This is a genomic window from Leadbetterella byssophila DSM 17132 (assembly GCF_000166395.1).
In the GTDB taxonomy this organism is placed as follows: Bacteria; Bacteroidota; Bacteroidia; order Cytophagales; family Spirosomataceae; genus Leadbetterella; species Leadbetterella byssophila.
Genome location: NC_014655.1, coordinates 2,037,679 through 2,051,537, shown reverse-complemented (window position 1 = coordinate 2,051,537; position 13,859 = coordinate 2,037,679). Strand labels below are relative to the sequence as shown.

At 39.8% G+C, this 13,859-nt stretch carries 17 protein-coding genes; 8 read left to right on the top strand and 9 right to left on the bottom strand.

Translation table 11 applies throughout. The annotated features are described in order from the left end of the window. Positions 1–389: 389 nt before the first annotated feature. Positions 390–1,238 (bottom strand): fumarylacetoacetate hydrolase family protein, encoded by an 849-nt coding sequence (locus tag LBYS_RS09630; RefSeq protein ID WP_013408688.1) that lies wholly within the window; start codon positions 1,236–1,238, stop codon positions 390–392. 6 nt (positions 1,239–1,244) lie between these two features. Next, a complete protein-coding gene (locus LBYS_RS09625) occupies positions 1,245–2,018 on the bottom strand; it encodes an SDR family NAD(P)-dependent oxidoreductase (protein WP_013408687.1) in 774 nt (257 codons plus the stop codon). A gap of 184 nt (positions 2,019–2,202) precedes the next feature. Here LBYS_RS09625 and rpsL point away from each other — a divergent pair, with 184 nt between their 5' ends. Beyond that, on the top strand, positions 2,203–2,616 hold the full coding sequence (gene rpsL / locus LBYS_RS09620; protein ID WP_013408686.1) for a 30S ribosomal protein S12: 414 nt from the start codon (positions 2,203–2,205) through the stop codon (positions 2,614–2,616). 108 nt (positions 2,617–2,724) lie between these two features. Continuing rightward, positions 2,725–3,192 (top strand): 30S ribosomal protein S7, encoded by a 468-nt coding sequence (rpsG, locus tag LBYS_RS09615; protein WP_013408685.1) that lies wholly within the window; start codon positions 2,725–2,727, stop codon positions 3,190–3,192. A 109-nt stretch (positions 3,193–3,301) separates the two neighbouring features. Here rpsG and LBYS_RS09610 read toward each other — a convergent pair whose 3' ends face one another. Next, entirely contained in the window at positions 3,302–3,790 is a 489-nt protein-coding gene (locus tag LBYS_RS09610; protein ID WP_013408684.1) for a YcxB family protein, read from the bottom strand. Positions 3,791–3,932: 142 nt separating this feature from the next. Between LBYS_RS09610 and LBYS_RS09605 the strand changes: the two genes are divergently transcribed. Then, entirely contained in the window at positions 3,933–4,436 is a 504-nt protein-coding gene (locus LBYS_RS09605; RefSeq protein ID WP_041823569.1) for a phosphoribosyltransferase family protein, read from the top strand. A gap of 2 nt (positions 4,437–4,438) precedes the next feature. Beyond that, complete coding sequence (locus LBYS_RS09600; RefSeq protein WP_013408682.1) at positions 4,439–5,071, top strand: DedA family protein; 633 nt, start codon at positions 4,439–4,441, stop codon at positions 5,069–5,071. Here LBYS_RS09600 and can read toward each other — a convergent pair. The 4 genes from can to aroB form a co-directional block, all read right to left on the bottom strand. Continuing rightward, positions 5,061–5,690, bottom strand: coding sequence for a carbonate dehydratase (gene can, locus LBYS_RS09595; RefSeq protein WP_013408681.1), 630 nt, complete (start codon positions 5,688–5,690; stop codon positions 5,061–5,063). The genes LBYS_RS09600 and can overlap by 11 nt on opposite strands. Before the next feature lie 3 nt (positions 5,691–5,693). Then, positions 5,694–7,256: a SulP family inorganic anion transporter gene (locus tag LBYS_RS09590; RefSeq protein ID WP_013408680.1), complete on the bottom strand. Its 1,563-nt coding sequence runs from the start codon at positions 7,254–7,256 to the stop codon at positions 5,694–5,696. A 74-nt stretch (positions 7,257–7,330) separates the two neighbouring features. Then, on the bottom strand, positions 7,331–8,695 hold the full coding sequence (locus tag LBYS_RS09585; protein ID WP_013408679.1) for a sensor histidine kinase: 1,365 nt from the start codon (positions 8,693–8,695) through the stop codon (positions 7,331–7,333). 12 nt (positions 8,696–8,707) lie between these two features. Then, on the bottom strand, positions 8,708–9,733 hold the full coding sequence (gene aroB, locus LBYS_RS09580) for a 3-dehydroquinate synthase (RefSeq protein WP_013408678.1): 1,026 nt from the start codon (positions 9,731–9,733) through the stop codon (positions 8,708–8,710). Between the two features lie 7 nt (positions 9,734–9,740). Here aroB and rsmG point away from each other — a divergent pair, with 7 nt between their 5' ends. The 3 genes from rsmG (at position 9,741) to LBYS_RS09565 (ending at position 11,504) form a co-directional block, all read left to right on the top strand. After that, a complete protein-coding gene (rsmG, locus tag LBYS_RS09575; protein ID WP_013408677.1) occupies positions 9,741–10,442 on the top strand; it encodes a 16S rRNA (guanine(527)-N(7))-methyltransferase RsmG in 702 nt (233 codons plus the stop codon). A gap of 2 nt (positions 10,443–10,444) precedes the next feature. After that, positions 10,445–11,089: a zinc metalloprotease gene (locus LBYS_RS18285; RefSeq protein ID WP_013408676.1), complete on the top strand. Its 645-nt coding sequence runs from the start codon at positions 10,445–10,447 to the stop codon at positions 11,087–11,089. A gap of 73 nt (positions 11,090–11,162) precedes the next feature. Continuing rightward, positions 11,163–11,504: a DUF4890 domain-containing protein gene (locus LBYS_RS09565; protein ID WP_013408675.1), complete on the top strand. Its 342-nt coding sequence runs from the start codon at positions 11,163–11,165 to the stop codon at positions 11,502–11,504. On the opposite strand, the gene LBYS_RS09560 is transcribed toward LBYS_RS09565, so the two are convergent. Together LBYS_RS09560 and fucP are read right to left on the bottom strand one after the other, a co-directional pair. Continuing rightward, a complete protein-coding gene (locus tag LBYS_RS09560; protein ID WP_013408674.1) occupies positions 11,499–11,828 on the bottom strand; it encodes an L-rhamnose mutarotase in 330 nt (109 codons plus the stop codon). The two genes, LBYS_RS09565 and LBYS_RS09560, sit on opposite strands and share 6 nt — an antisense overlap. Beyond that, positions 11,825–13,045: an L-fucose:H+ symporter permease gene (gene fucP / locus LBYS_RS09555; protein ID WP_041823567.1), complete on the bottom strand. Its 1,221-nt coding sequence runs from the start codon at positions 13,043–13,045 to the stop codon at positions 11,825–11,827. The genes LBYS_RS09560 and fucP overlap by 4 nt, the downstream gene beginning before the upstream one ends. A gap of 229 nt (positions 13,046–13,274) precedes the next feature. On the opposite strand from fucP, the gene LBYS_RS09550 reads away from it, so the two are divergent. Then, entirely contained in the window at positions 13,275–13,844 is a 570-nt protein-coding gene (locus LBYS_RS09550; protein WP_013408672.1) for a hypothetical protein, read from the top strand. The last annotated feature ends 15 nt before the right edge of the window (positions 13,845–13,859 follow it).

Genomic DNA, 13,859 nt, shown 5'->3' with positions numbered 1-13,859 from the left:
TTGCTAAGAAATTATGCTGATTTTTCCTTCTGTACATCCTTAAATACTTCAATGGCAAAGTATTAAGTCTTTTTATGCAAAGTTTTCTTCATGATAGGGGTGGATAATTGGTATATGAATAATAAACATTATTACCAATTATCAGCTAACACCCATCAATAAATTAATCGTAAATAACTTTTGATCCTTTATTTCTATTTAGCTTTCACTGTAATTATTGAGATTATAGAAATACTATTAATAGATGAACAAAATACTCTTAAATAGCTTGGAAAAATTTCAATCTAGCTATTTTCATTCCCTAATATGGAATTAACAATATACATAGAAATACGGAAGATAAATGAGAAAAATAATCTAATAAATCTTCCAAAACTATTAGTTATTAATTAAGTATACGCAACCGCTCTCTGCCTCTGCTCTCCTAATCCCTCAATCCCTAATTCAACCACGTCTCCCGGTTTAAGATAGCGTGGAGGATTAAAGCCTAGTCCAACTCCCGCGGGGGTGCCGGTAGAGATAACGTCTCCGGGTAGAAGGGTCATGAATTGCGATAGATGTTCAATGAGATACGGTAGGTTAAAGATCAGGTCATTGGTGTTAGAGTCTTGAAGGGTTTCTCCATTGACTTTTAACCATAATCTGAGGTTATGAGGGTCTGAGATTTCATCTGTAGTGGCTAGGAAGGGTCCAAGAGGTGCAAAAGTATCTGCTGACTTACCTTTGACCCACTGTCCACCTCTTTCTAATTGAAACTCTCTTTCTGAATAGTCATTATGGGTGCAGTATCCAGCAATGTAGTCCATTGCGTTAGCTGCATCTACGTATGAGGCTTTTTTGCCAATGACTACGGCAAGTTCTACTTCCCAGTCGGTTTTAACAGAATTCTTAGGGATGATGACCTCGTCATTAGGGCCACAGATGGCTGAAGTGGCTTTGAAGAAAACTATGGGTTCTTTTGGGATAGCCATTCCAGATTCAGCTGCATGTTTGGCGTAATTAAGTCCTATACAGATGAGTTTAGAGGGTCTGGCTACACATGCATCAAGGCGTAATGAATTACTAACTACGGGGCAGTGGTAAGATGCAAGCCAGGTTTTTACGCGTTCTATGCCGTTTGTTTCAAAGAATCTTTCGTTATAGTCTTCTCCAAAGGCTGAAACGTCTAATCTTTGTCCTTGTTCATTTATGATGCCGGGCTTGATGATGCCGTTTTCTTCGAATCTAATTAATTTCATATTTAGTTAATTATTTAATCGTATAAATCCTCCATCGATGGGATAATCAGAGCCTGTAATAAATCCGGCGGAATCTGAGACTAGGTAAGCGGCGAGGTTTGCCACTTCTTCCGGTTTAGCCATTCTGCCTATAGGTTGAGATAGGGAGAGTTTTTTAAACATCTCTGCTTCTTTCCCTGGATAGTTTTTCTTTAAGAATCCGTCCACGAAAGGGGTATGAACTCTAGCGGGGGAGATACAGTTGCAACGTATTTGGAAGGGAAGATAATCTTTAGCTACTTGGAAGGTCAGCGCTCTGATGGCGCCTTTGCTCATGGAGTATGCAAAGCGATCATTCAAGCCCACGGACGCTGCTATTGAGGCCATATTTACAATGGCCCCACCACCATTTTCTTTCATATAAGGAATTACGGCGTGCAGGCAATTGTAAACACCTTTGATATTAACATTGTAAATCCGGTCAAGGTCGGCTTCAGAAGTAGTTTCCACATTACCTATATGAGAAATACCTGCATTATTTATCAGGATTTGAATAGGCTTTATGCTATTGATTTGTTGAACTGCACGTTTAACGTCTTCTTGGATGGACACGTCTACTTTATGAGCAATGGCTACTCCTCCATTAGCATTGATCAGGTCTGCTTCTCTTTCAGCGAGATTCAGGTTGACTTCAAAAATATGCACTATGGCACCTAATTTTGCTAGAGTGCGCGAGATTTCGAGTCCTATTCCACTTGCGCCGCCTGTAACGATGGCTACTTTTTGTTGCAGTTTAAACATAGATAGAAGTTGATTGGGTATCAAAAATAGTCAGGAAGGCTGAGACTTTAAAGAGAAAGTGGGAGAGGGCTAAAAATCCCTATAAAAATGAGGTAAAGGTTTTATAATTAAATAATAAGTGTTAACTTTGCACTCCCAAAAATGGGATAATATAATTTAATTAATTAATTTTTAACAGTTTACAATGCCTACTATACAGCAGTTAGTAAGAAAAGGTAGAGAGACCTTACAGTACAATTCGAAGTCTCCGGCATTGGATTCCTGTCCTCAGCGTCGTGGTGTATGTACACGCGTTTACACTACTACTCCTAAGAAGCCTAACTCGGCTTTGAGAAAAGTAGCTCGTGTACGTTTGACGAACCAGAAGGAAGTGAACGCTTACATTCCGGGTGAAGGTCATAACCTTCAAGAACACTCTATCGTATTGATTAGAGGTGGCCGTGTGAAAGACCTTCCAGGGGTACGTTACCACATCGTTCGTGGTGCATTGGATACAGCCGGTGTGAATAACCGTAAGCAAGGTCGCTCTAAGTATGGTGCGAAACGTCCTAAGCCAGGTCAGGTAGCCGCAGCTCCAACAAAAGGTAAGAAAAAATAATTCTTTATAGACTCTGATTATCAGATATATAGGGAAGTAATATTCAGTTTTTTACCGAATGTGAATTAGTTTAATTCTTTAAACGAAACCTTCTTAAAAATTTAAGAAATGAGAAAAGCAAAACCAAAAAAGCGTTACGTGTTACCTGACCCGAAGTTTAGGGATGTAACTGTAACCAAATTTGTGAACAACCTGATGTATGACGGTAAGAAGTCGCTAGCTTATAGCATTTTTTACGGTGCTTTAGAGATTGTTGAGAAAAAAACAAGTGAGAACGGACTTGAAGTTTGGAAAAAAGCTTTGAGTAACGTAATGCCTTCTGTTGAGGTTAAAAGCCGTAGAGTAGGTGGTGCTACCTTCCAGGTGCCTACTGAAGTTAGAGCTGAACGTAAACAGTCTTTAGGTATGAAATGGATGATCGGCTACGCTCGTAAGCGTGGTGAGAAAACCATGACAGAAAGATTAGCAGGAGAGATCATTGCCGCTTCTAAGGGTGAAGGTGCTTCTGTTAAGAAGAAAGACGATACGCACAGAATGGCAGATGCGAACAAAGCGTTCTCGCACTTCAGACTGTAATCGACTAAGTCAGAAAATAGGTAGGGTTCCTTCGGGAACCCTATTTTTTTTGTGCTATATTCGAAATGGGAGAATAAAAAAGGCTTCCTTTGAGAGGAAGCCTTATGTATTAAAGAAGATTCTTTCTTCGAAGGATAGATTCAAATAATTTGAAATCGTGTTCTGAATTAAAGACGTCATTTCGGAAGTGAAGGAACTGCCCTCTTCCCATGTGTAGATAGAAACCTGTTTCGTCTTTTTCTGCAGAGGAGATCATATCCCACTTGATAATTCCTCCCTCTTTGGCATTTAGTTTTACCATGATCTTACTGCTGTCTACTTCGTAGGCGAACTTGTCAAACATCTGTTTGTTTTGTTCCAATTGAGTAGCGGCGTAGAACTGTAGATACCAGAAACCTGCGAACAGTAATGCACCTATAATGGCTGTGATCAGGATCCACCAGTTTTTGTAAACACCTGTAAAATTTAATACTAAACCCAAAACTGCCACGGCAGCAGGGATAAGAAACCAGATTTTAACCTTTTTCAATTGGCTAACAAATGCTTTCTTGATATAATGCTTCTTATCTAACGCGAACTTTTTTGTTTTTACGATCATACCTCTCTTTTTCGACCTGCAAATTTAGAAAATTAGGGGTGATTTCGGGCCATTCCCCATAAATATATTTGAGTTATCCCCTTTTTAACAAGTATTTTGAGTTGGAATGGTTAAATTTGCATTAGTAACATATTTCTATTTTATGTCAAAAGCCTTATTGCTGACTCGTGAGAAGACCCTTCAAAAAGCTAAACGCATGGCTTACCAGATTTTGGAAAATAATACGGAAGAGCAGGAGGTTATTATAGCGGGTATAGTAGGAGAAGGATATGTTCTGGCTGAGATCATTGTGAACTATTTAACAGCTATATCCTCTTTGAAAGTAACTATAGCAAAACTTACCTTTGATAAGAATGCTACTTCTCAGCCTGATATTCAGATTGAATGTAAGGTGGATACTTTTAGAAATAAGTCGGTAGTGATAGTAGATGACGTTTTAAATTCAGGAAAAACTTTAGCTTTTTGCTTGAGACCATTTTTATCTATACCTTTAAAGAAGGTACAGGTGGCAGTTATGGTGGATCGCAATCATCCTTTATATCCCATTAAAGCTGATTTCGTAGGTTATAGTTTATCTACAACCTTGACGGATCACGTTCAGGTTATCTTATCTGATGAAACCCAAAGTGGTGTATATCTTTATTAGCAATGGAAGAAATTAGTGCCTTTTTCAACTATCTAATGAACTCTGAGGAGATCATTCAGACGGGTGGTCTACTGGCCATTTTACTGATTGTGTACGTTGAAAACGGTCTGTTCTTTGGTTTCTTCCTTCCAGGAGATTATCTCCTCTTTTTAACAGGGGTTTTTGTGGCGTCACAGCATTTGGAGCAACCTATCCTTTTGGTACTTTTTGGAGTATTTGCGGCCGCGGTGCTGGGATCATATACGGGTTATATTTCCGGAAGGTTCTTTGGAGATAAGATTAGAAATAAGAAGGATTCCCTTTTCTTTAAACAAAAATACCTGGAAAGAACTTCCAGGTATTTCGAGAAGTATGGAAATAGGACCTTGATTATCGCCAGATTCCTCCCCATTGTCAGAACCTTCGCTCCCATATTGGCCGGATTAGTTCGTATGAACTTTATCCAGTTTACCATTTATAATCTGATAGGAGGAGCCATTTGGACTTTAACTTTAGTAGGTGGAGGGTATTTACTAGGAAATAAATTCCCTTTTATCATAGACTATGTTCATTACATCATCTTATTCTTCCTAGCCATCACTACCTTCACAGTTATAAAGGGGTATCTAAATGCCAAGAAAGAATTTAAAGATTAAAGGCATAGATTGGATCTATTTCATCCTCATGGGTCATATCTAATATGGGTTTCACCATACCATCAATTATTCCGTATACCCACCCGTGCAATTGAGGACCTTGTCTGTTCTTCCATGCGCTTTGTATGATACTGGTTTTGGCCAAATTAAATACTTGTTCGCGTACATTTAACTCTACTAGTCGGTTAAAACGTTCCTGCTCATCCTGTATAGCATTCAATTCATCCCAATGGATTCTGATGACGTCCTTGATGTTTCTCACCCATTTGTTGATGATACCAAAGTTTTGTTGACTCATGGCCGCTTTGACACCTCCACAGTTATAGTGACCGCAAACAATGATATGATCTACTTTTAAATAATTTACGGCGTACTCCAGTACGCTCAACAGGTTTACATCCGTGTGTACTACCAGATTGGCGATATTTCTTTGCACAAAGATCTGGCCGGGTCGTGTGCCGGTTAATATATCTGCAGGGACTCTGGAGTCTGAGCACCCGATCCAGAGGAATTCGGGTGTTTGTTGCTCTGCCAGATTTTCAAAAAAGTTGGGGTCACGTTCTTTCGTTTTTTGTGCCCAAAGTTTATTGTTTTCTAATAGTCTATTGATAGGTTCCATAGGTTAATGTGCTGCTGCTGGTACTTCAGTTAAGGAGAATTGTTTATCGAAACCGATCAATTGGCACTCTATATTTCTATACTTTGATTTATAGTCTACAAATTCTTTGATTCCTTGTAATACGTCAAAATCAATATAGGTAGAGTTAGTAGCATCAATGATGATCGAGCTGTTTTTTGGGACGGCTTCAAGGGATTCCTTGATGTTTGCTTTGTTAAGGAAGGATACCTCCTCAGAAAGCACCATGCGGATGGGGCCATCTTCTGATTTCTGATAGAAAAAGGAATTCTTGAAATTGCCTTTAAGTATATAATAAACGCTGAAGGCAAGACCTACTCCCACACCAATCAATAGATCAAAGATGACTACACTGGCTACAGTTACTACGAAAGGTTTCCACTGGTATTTACCGTTACTGAACATTTCTTTGAAGATGCTAGGCTTTGCTAGCTTGTAACCGGTGAAGATTAAGATGGCCGCAAGAGATGATAAAGGGATTTTATTTAAGATAGTAGGAATCAATAATACAGAGGCGAACAAAAGTACACCGTGAAAAATGGTAGAAACCTTTGTCTTTGCATTTGCATTCAGGTTCGCACTACTTCTTACAATCACAGATGTGATAGGAAGTCCCCCTATTAATCCTGAAGAGATGTTACCTATGCCTTGAGCAACTAATTCTCTATTGTTATTCGTGAATCTCTTCTGAGGGTCTAGCTGGTCTACTGCTTCAATACAAAGTAGGGTTTCTATAGACGCTACAGCTGTGATGGTCAAAGCCACGATCCATATTTGGGAGTCCAAGATTTTGGAAAAGTCAGGGAAAGTAAACAATCCTAGAACTTCGTTAAAGGAATTTGCTACAGGTACATTCACCAGGTGTTCTTGTTCAATTTGGAGGCTAGGTATGGACTTGAATATTAGTTCACTTACGAGTACGCTGACTACAACAGCCACCAGACCACCGGGAACTAATTTAGATATTGCTTTTAGTTTTGGAGATTCAAACGCTATGATAATTCCTAAGGCAATAAAGCAAATCAAAGTGGCTCCAAGGCTAATGTGGTCAAAGGCGGAGAAAAGACTACCAAATGCCGTACTTCCGTCTTCTTTGATGAAGTTCGTCATTTCATTGAATCCTTCCACGTCATAGCCTAAAGCATGAGGTATTTGTTTTAGGATAATGATGATTCCAATACCGGATAACATCCCTTTGATCACATTGGATGGGAAATAATAGGCTAATACTCCTGCTTTTAGGAATCCCAGAACTACTTGAAAAGCTCCCGCCAATACTACGGCCAATAGGAATGCCTCAAAAGTTCCTAAAGTAGAGATAGCGGAGATGATAATGGCTACTAATCCGGCTGCGGGACCACTCACGCTTAATTGACTATTTGACAAAGCCCCAATCACTATTCCGCCTATAACTCCAGCTATGATACCGCTAAAGAAGGGAGCGCCTGAGGCAAGAGAGATACCTAAACACAGAGGGAGTGCCACAAGGAACACCACCAGACCCGCCGGTAAATCATACTTTAAATTCTTAAGATATTTTGACTTCATAAAATTGATGCTTTTGCAGGGTTAACATCAATTTTTTAGCCTCAATTCCTTAGTTTTTTGATTCTAATAGGATTCTAATTCAGTCTTAATGGGATTTTAATTTCGGCAGTAACTCCACCTTTTTCATTGGTAGAAATAAGCAATTCTCCTTTGTGAAGACGGACAATATTACGTGCCAAAGGTAATCCAATACCGTATCCTTCAAAGTCGCCTGTATTGGAGGCCCTAAAGAAGGGGTCATAGATAAAGGGTAGCTCATTTTCGGGAATTCCTATACCTTGATCAGCTATTTTAATGCAGATATAAGGATCAGACCAGTCCAAACTAACTTCCACGATCTGGTTATTGGAATATTTGATACCGTTCCCCATGATGTTAGTGATGGCAAGGGTGAGCAATTGTTTATTGCCTTTGATCTGCAACTTTTGATGATGATCCGGAAGGTTTTGGTAATTAAGATAGATCTTATTTTGCGGGTCAATCTTATTGAAGGTCTCTTTACATTCCAGCAGTAATTCGTCTACCCTCAACTCTTCGAATTGAAGTTGGGTTTTCTTAAATCCGGTTTGAGCCAGGAAGAGTAAGGCTTGCGTTTTATTATTCAATTTCTCCGCTTCGCTTAGTATGACTTTAAGGGTTTCCTGATAAAAATGGGGTTCCCTTTCCCGGATGAGGGCCAAGTCTGCCTGACCTATGATGGCCGTTAACGGAGTCCTGAATTCATGTGAGGCATTTGATACAAAATTCTTTTGCGCTTCGAAGGAGGTTTCTAATCGGTCTAACATGATGTTAAACGACTTGGTTAGAATCTCCAGTTCATGCGGCAGGTTCTCTTCAGGTATTCTGAGGTGTAGTTTATCTGTGCCAATTTCATTTACCCTTGTAGAAATCTCATGTAAGGGTTTACTGATCCGGTTAGAAATCCAATACGATAGGAAAAAGATCAATAAGACGGCGAAGATGATGGTTCCTACGAGTAATTGTCTCAGATAAACCTCATGGTGGGTGTGATAATAGTTTTCAGCAGATACGATTACCAGGTAATCTCCATGCGGATAGTGGGTGTAGATAGCATTATAGAAGGTATTTCCTTTTTTATAGAAATGGTCGCCATCACGTATGGTTTCTTGTAAAAACGACTGAGGGACCCCCAGTTTTTCTGCGGCATCCTGTAGATCAAGAGTATCTTTCCGAAAGATGTAGTGATTCTCATTCGTCAATTTTTCTAGGTACTCAGCTTTAAATTGTTTGAGTACATCCACCTCCTGATCTTGCTCAAGTTCTATTCTGGCGGTAGCTTGAGCTCGGGTGTGCAATCTCGAATGAAAATCTACATAAGAATACTCAATGAGGTTATAATATATAAAGCCACTGAACAGTAGGATAATGGCAAATAATGAAGCGAATAGCAGTATGACCAGTTTCCTACGAGTTGACATGATGATATATATTTAGAGTATTCCGCTATAGTATTTAAGCGCTTTCATAATATCCACCTTGGTAAGTTGGACATCATAAGCACAATCTCCGATACCCTTTAGAAGAGCGGCATATATTTTAGATCCTTTGTTCTTCTTATCCTGGGCTGTAAGTGCAATGATGCTGGCAAAATCTGCTTCCTGTATATTTACCGTTCCGTAGACGGAATAAAGAAACTCCTCAATTTCCCCTAATTCAGATTCAGAGATCATGCCTTTGGTATAAGCAATGTAGGATTCACAGATCATTCCTATGGCAATAGCTTCTCCATGGAGTAATCTTTTCTTATCCAGGAAAAAGGTTTCTACGGCATGACCAATGGTATGTCCAAAGTTCAGGATCTTTCTCAATCCCTTTTCTTTTGGATCTTCTTCTACTACCGCCTTCTTAACCTCTACACTATGGGCGATAAGTTCGTCCATAGGCATTTCAGCTAATTCCATCTTCCTAATCTTATTCCACATTGCCGCATCTCTGATCAGGCAGTGCTTGATGACCTCTGCGAATCCGGATCTTAGTTCTCTGAATGGAAGGGATTTCAAAAAAGTGGAGTCAATTAATACGGTTTTGGGAAGGGTAAATACCCCTATATGGTTCTTGAATCCTTCAAAGTCTATTCCTAGTTTTCCTCCTACACTGGCATCCACTTGAGAAAGTAGAGTGGTGGGGATTTGAATGAAATCTATTCCTCTTTTATAAGTAGACGCAGCAAAACCTCCCATATCTCCTATTACTCCACCTCCTAGGTTTATGACTAGGGAATGTCTGTCAAATTCCCCTTCCGTCAGTTTACTCCATATTTCTACGCAGCTCGAGATGTTCTTGAATTCTTCACCTTCATTAACTGCAATGAGCAGATGTTTTGGAAGAAGGTATTTGATTTTAGGATAGCAATGCCTTTTGGTATTTTTATCTACTACGACTGCAATTCTACTGTAGGAATTTTCAGAAATGAAAGTTGGAAGCAATTGCGCTATAGAACCTATTTGGACAGACATTTATCGGATGTTTAAAATTCAAAAATACGGTAATTCCACGGATTCTGCAAAAGCACGTATCTTTGTGAAAAATAATGGTAAAGTGAAGGCAGATATCATCTATAAATATTTCCCTGAATTGACAGAGGAACAAAAAGATCAGTTTGAAAGATTAGAAGATCTTTATAAAGAATGGAATGCACAAATTAATGTGATATCCCGTAAGGACATTGATAGTTTGTATGAGCGTCATGTCCTTCATTCTTTGGGTATAGCGAAGGTATGTACTTTTGCTCCGGATTCTGACGTTCTGGATGTAGGTACTGGCGGAGGTTTTCCTGGAATTCCTTTGGCTATACTATTTCCGGAGGTGAACTTTCATTTGGTGGATGCCGTAGGTAAGAAGATCAAGGTAGTGCAGGAGGTGGCTAATGGTTTAGGATTGAAGAACGTGAAAGCTGAGCATGAGCGGGTTGAAAAATTAAGAGATACCTATGATTTTGTGATCAGCAGAGCTGTGACCAGGATGGAGCCGTTTATTGGGTGGGTAAGAAATAAATTCAACAGGAATCACTTCAGTTCCTTAGACAATGGGATCTTGTATCTCAAAGGAGGGGATCTTAACGAGGAACTAAAAGAGATCAAAAGAAAATATAAGGTGTACCCACTTCAAGATTTCTTTGAAGAGGAATTCTTTGAGACCAAAAAGGTGGTATACGTACCTTTCTAAATATGTCTGCGATAGCGTACCGTACGGATGAGGTCTTTATTATATCTGCTAAAATCTACCTATATGGAGGTTTTGCGGATCAGGAATTGGCTGTAGCTATTGAGAATGAAATTAATCAGATGTGGAATGCCCCTGAAGTGGTACATCCCCAGTGGTTAATACCTGTGAAATTTGATATTAGGGTCTCTGTGGGCGAGAATGTGCGGGCCTTAATGAAGGGAAACGACTCCTGTGAGGTAAATTTCGTTAGAATAGAGGAGAAGAATATTTATGAGCGTTCCATGATGGGTTTGGGTAAAAATTCGGGACATTGGCTAGTAAGTGATGATTTGGGAAAGAGTACTACAGCCGCTCATGAGTTTGGACATGCTCTAGGTTTGCCCCATCCACATCAATTGGATTACAGGGGCTTTGGTTTTCCGCCTATAATGGCACCTAGAGGCACTATTGTGGATGCTCAATACCAGTGGAATCCTCTGGCTGATGTGGGAGCTTTTGGCGGTACCATGAAGCCTATTTTTCGAAAGGTCTGGAAGGAAGAAGTACTACAAATAATAGCAGGAGCGCAGTATAATGGGGTTAATTACACAATTGGCGAAATATCTAATTACTACTTTGATGAAGTAGGAAATGCATATTATCCTTAAACCTTTATTTTAATATAGGGTCTAATTGTAAATTGTCAGGAATTGATTTTTTTTAACTTAAATAACACAAACTATGAAAAGATGGCTTAGTATCTTGTTTATAGCTTTTACTTTAGGTGCTTGTGCTACGGGAGGTAGTATGAGTAGCAGTGGAAGCAGCAGTACCTCAGTTAGTCCGGAGTCTAAAGCTCGGGAGATTACAAATCGGATGAGGTCCGTTTTGGAATTGAATAAGACTCAAGAAGAGAAGGTGCTGAGCATTAATTTGGTCCATCAAAAACTTCTACAGAGAAGTAGAGAGAACAATGATCAAAGTCTAGCAACTAGTACCAGAGAAAATTATCACAAAGAATTGAAAGCCGTCTTTACTGAAGCACAATTTGCAAAATTCCGTCAATCCTTTCCTGAACTATAAGGAAAAGATCTTCTCTGCGGGAAGCCATTTCTCACCAGGTTTGGCTTCCGGCAGTGCTTTTTGGTACTTCCACATTAATTCTTCCCATTCCTGCACTTTAGGATTAGCGGCATCTAAAGCTGCTTTGTTTTCAAAGCTGAAGTCGTCTTCAGCATCAATCACCATAAAAAGTCTATTGGAAAATCTATAGATTTCCATATTTAAGATTCCGGAATCTTTAATGCTTTTTTTGATTTCCGGCCAAATCTCTTTGTGATAATCTTCGTACTCTTTGATCAGTTGAGGATCATCTATTAGATCGAGTACCAGGGCAAATCTTTTCATGCTTTTTTTAGATTTTTATGGGCAAAAAGGAAGATGATAATGAAGCAGGAAAGAGGGATATAATAGCCCACTTGTATGTGGTCTCCTGCATTATCAATGAGGTATCCCATGATTACGGGGAATATGGCACCACCTATGATGGACATCACGAGTAAAGAAGAACCAGGTTTTGTATTCTCTCCTAGTCCTTGAATTCCAAGGGCAAATATGGTAGGAAACATGATGGACAAGAAGAAGCCTAGCGCTCCTAATGCGAATACCACAAGATTGCCTTCTAATTGTATAGTAATCAGGCATAATGCAAAGGAAATAGCCGCATAGATGGCCAAAAGCTTGGCGGCTGGGATAATCCTAGTGAGAGCTGTTCCTGCGAATCTCCCTATCATGAAAAGTAAGCCATAGATTCCCAGATAAGAACCAGCTTCCTTTTCCGTCATTCCTCCTCCTTCCATGGCCATTCGAATGAAAAAGCTGGTTACACAGACTTGCGCACCTACATAAAAGAACTGAGCTAAAACTGCCCAGCGCAGTAGGGGAGATCTCCATGCTCCGGTAAAACTTCCGCCGTTTTGCTGCTTATCCTCTACATTAGGGAATTTAACTAAGGAGAAAAGGATAGCCAAAACGAGTAGTGTAATTCCTATTGTGATATAGGGACCTTTTACGGAGTTTGCTTCCATTTGTAAATAGGCTAATCGTTCTGCTTCTCCCAATGTTTCCTGGGAGTAGTCTTTTCCCGATAGTATAAAGATGGTTCCGAGGAAAGGAGCTGCAGTAGCGGCTAAGCCATTAAAAGACTGAGCAAAATTTAAGCGTGTGGTAGCGGTTTCTTCCGGTCCCAGTTTTGTGGCGTAGGGATTCGCTGCGGTTTCTAATGTGGCCAACCCAATTCCTATTATAAATGCTCCTCCTAAGAATAGTCCAAAGTCTCTGGTATTTGCTGCCGGGACAAATAGAAAGCACCCCAAACTAAAGACTAACAAGCCTATCAAAATTCCGTTTTTATAACCCACTTTCTTCAAAAGCAAACCCGCGGGAATGGCTGCAATAAAGTAAGCCAGGTAAGCTGCTGTGTCTACCAAAGTACTTTGGGTATTACTTAATTCTAAAGCTTTTCTAAGGTGAGGAATAAGGATGCCGGTTAGGTTATTGGCTAAGCCCCACATGAAGAAGAGGCTGGTTACCAAGATAAAAGGCAGGAGGAATTTATTTTTCATAGATGGGTTGAACAAGTGTTTGCGAAAATAGGATAAAACTGGGAAAGTTTTGCTTTGGTACAAATATAATTCTTCAAGAAATCCCCTTTATAAGGGCTGTAAATACGAAAAAATCAATGAGATAGAAAAAGTGAATCTGGGGCTCCAACTACTTATGGCATGGTAATTGCAGTATTGAAAGATATTTTGTCTCCTTACGCCTAGGAGAGGAACCATAAAGAAGTCTGGTATGAAAAACTTTTTCTTATTGTTGATGGCTCTAACATTCTCAAACCTTGTACAGGGCCAGGTACGATTAAATCTCCAGTGGAATGCAAAAACTTCATTATATGAGGTTTATGCCATTTCTCCTACCACTCAAAAGAACTTCCCATTAGGGAAAGCCAAGGTAGGAGTTGTAGTGCCCGCATCCGCTCCGGATTCTCCTTTAAAGGTTCAAAGTGTACAGGCCGGGAATTGGTCTGATATAAAATGGTTGGCTAAGCCTGAGGCGGCAACTACCTCAGATTTTCACTCTTTAGAAACGAGTGGAGGTGTTATCAATTTGAATGCCAATCAGCCTTTGCTACTATTCACTTTTACTTTTTCTGATGGACAATGTAGGGAGGGAGTACGTCTCTTTAATAATGGCTCGGATCCGGGCCCATCAGCGAAAGGTCTTAATCAGTTGGATTTCTCTAACTCCATTCTTGGGGGCGGAAATGTGCAGGTCTACCATTCGAATGTGTCGAACTCTGGTACTACCTGTATGGATTGTCCTGTAGAGTTCACTGTACCGAAATTGAAAAAACAATCTTGAATTTATACACCCAGT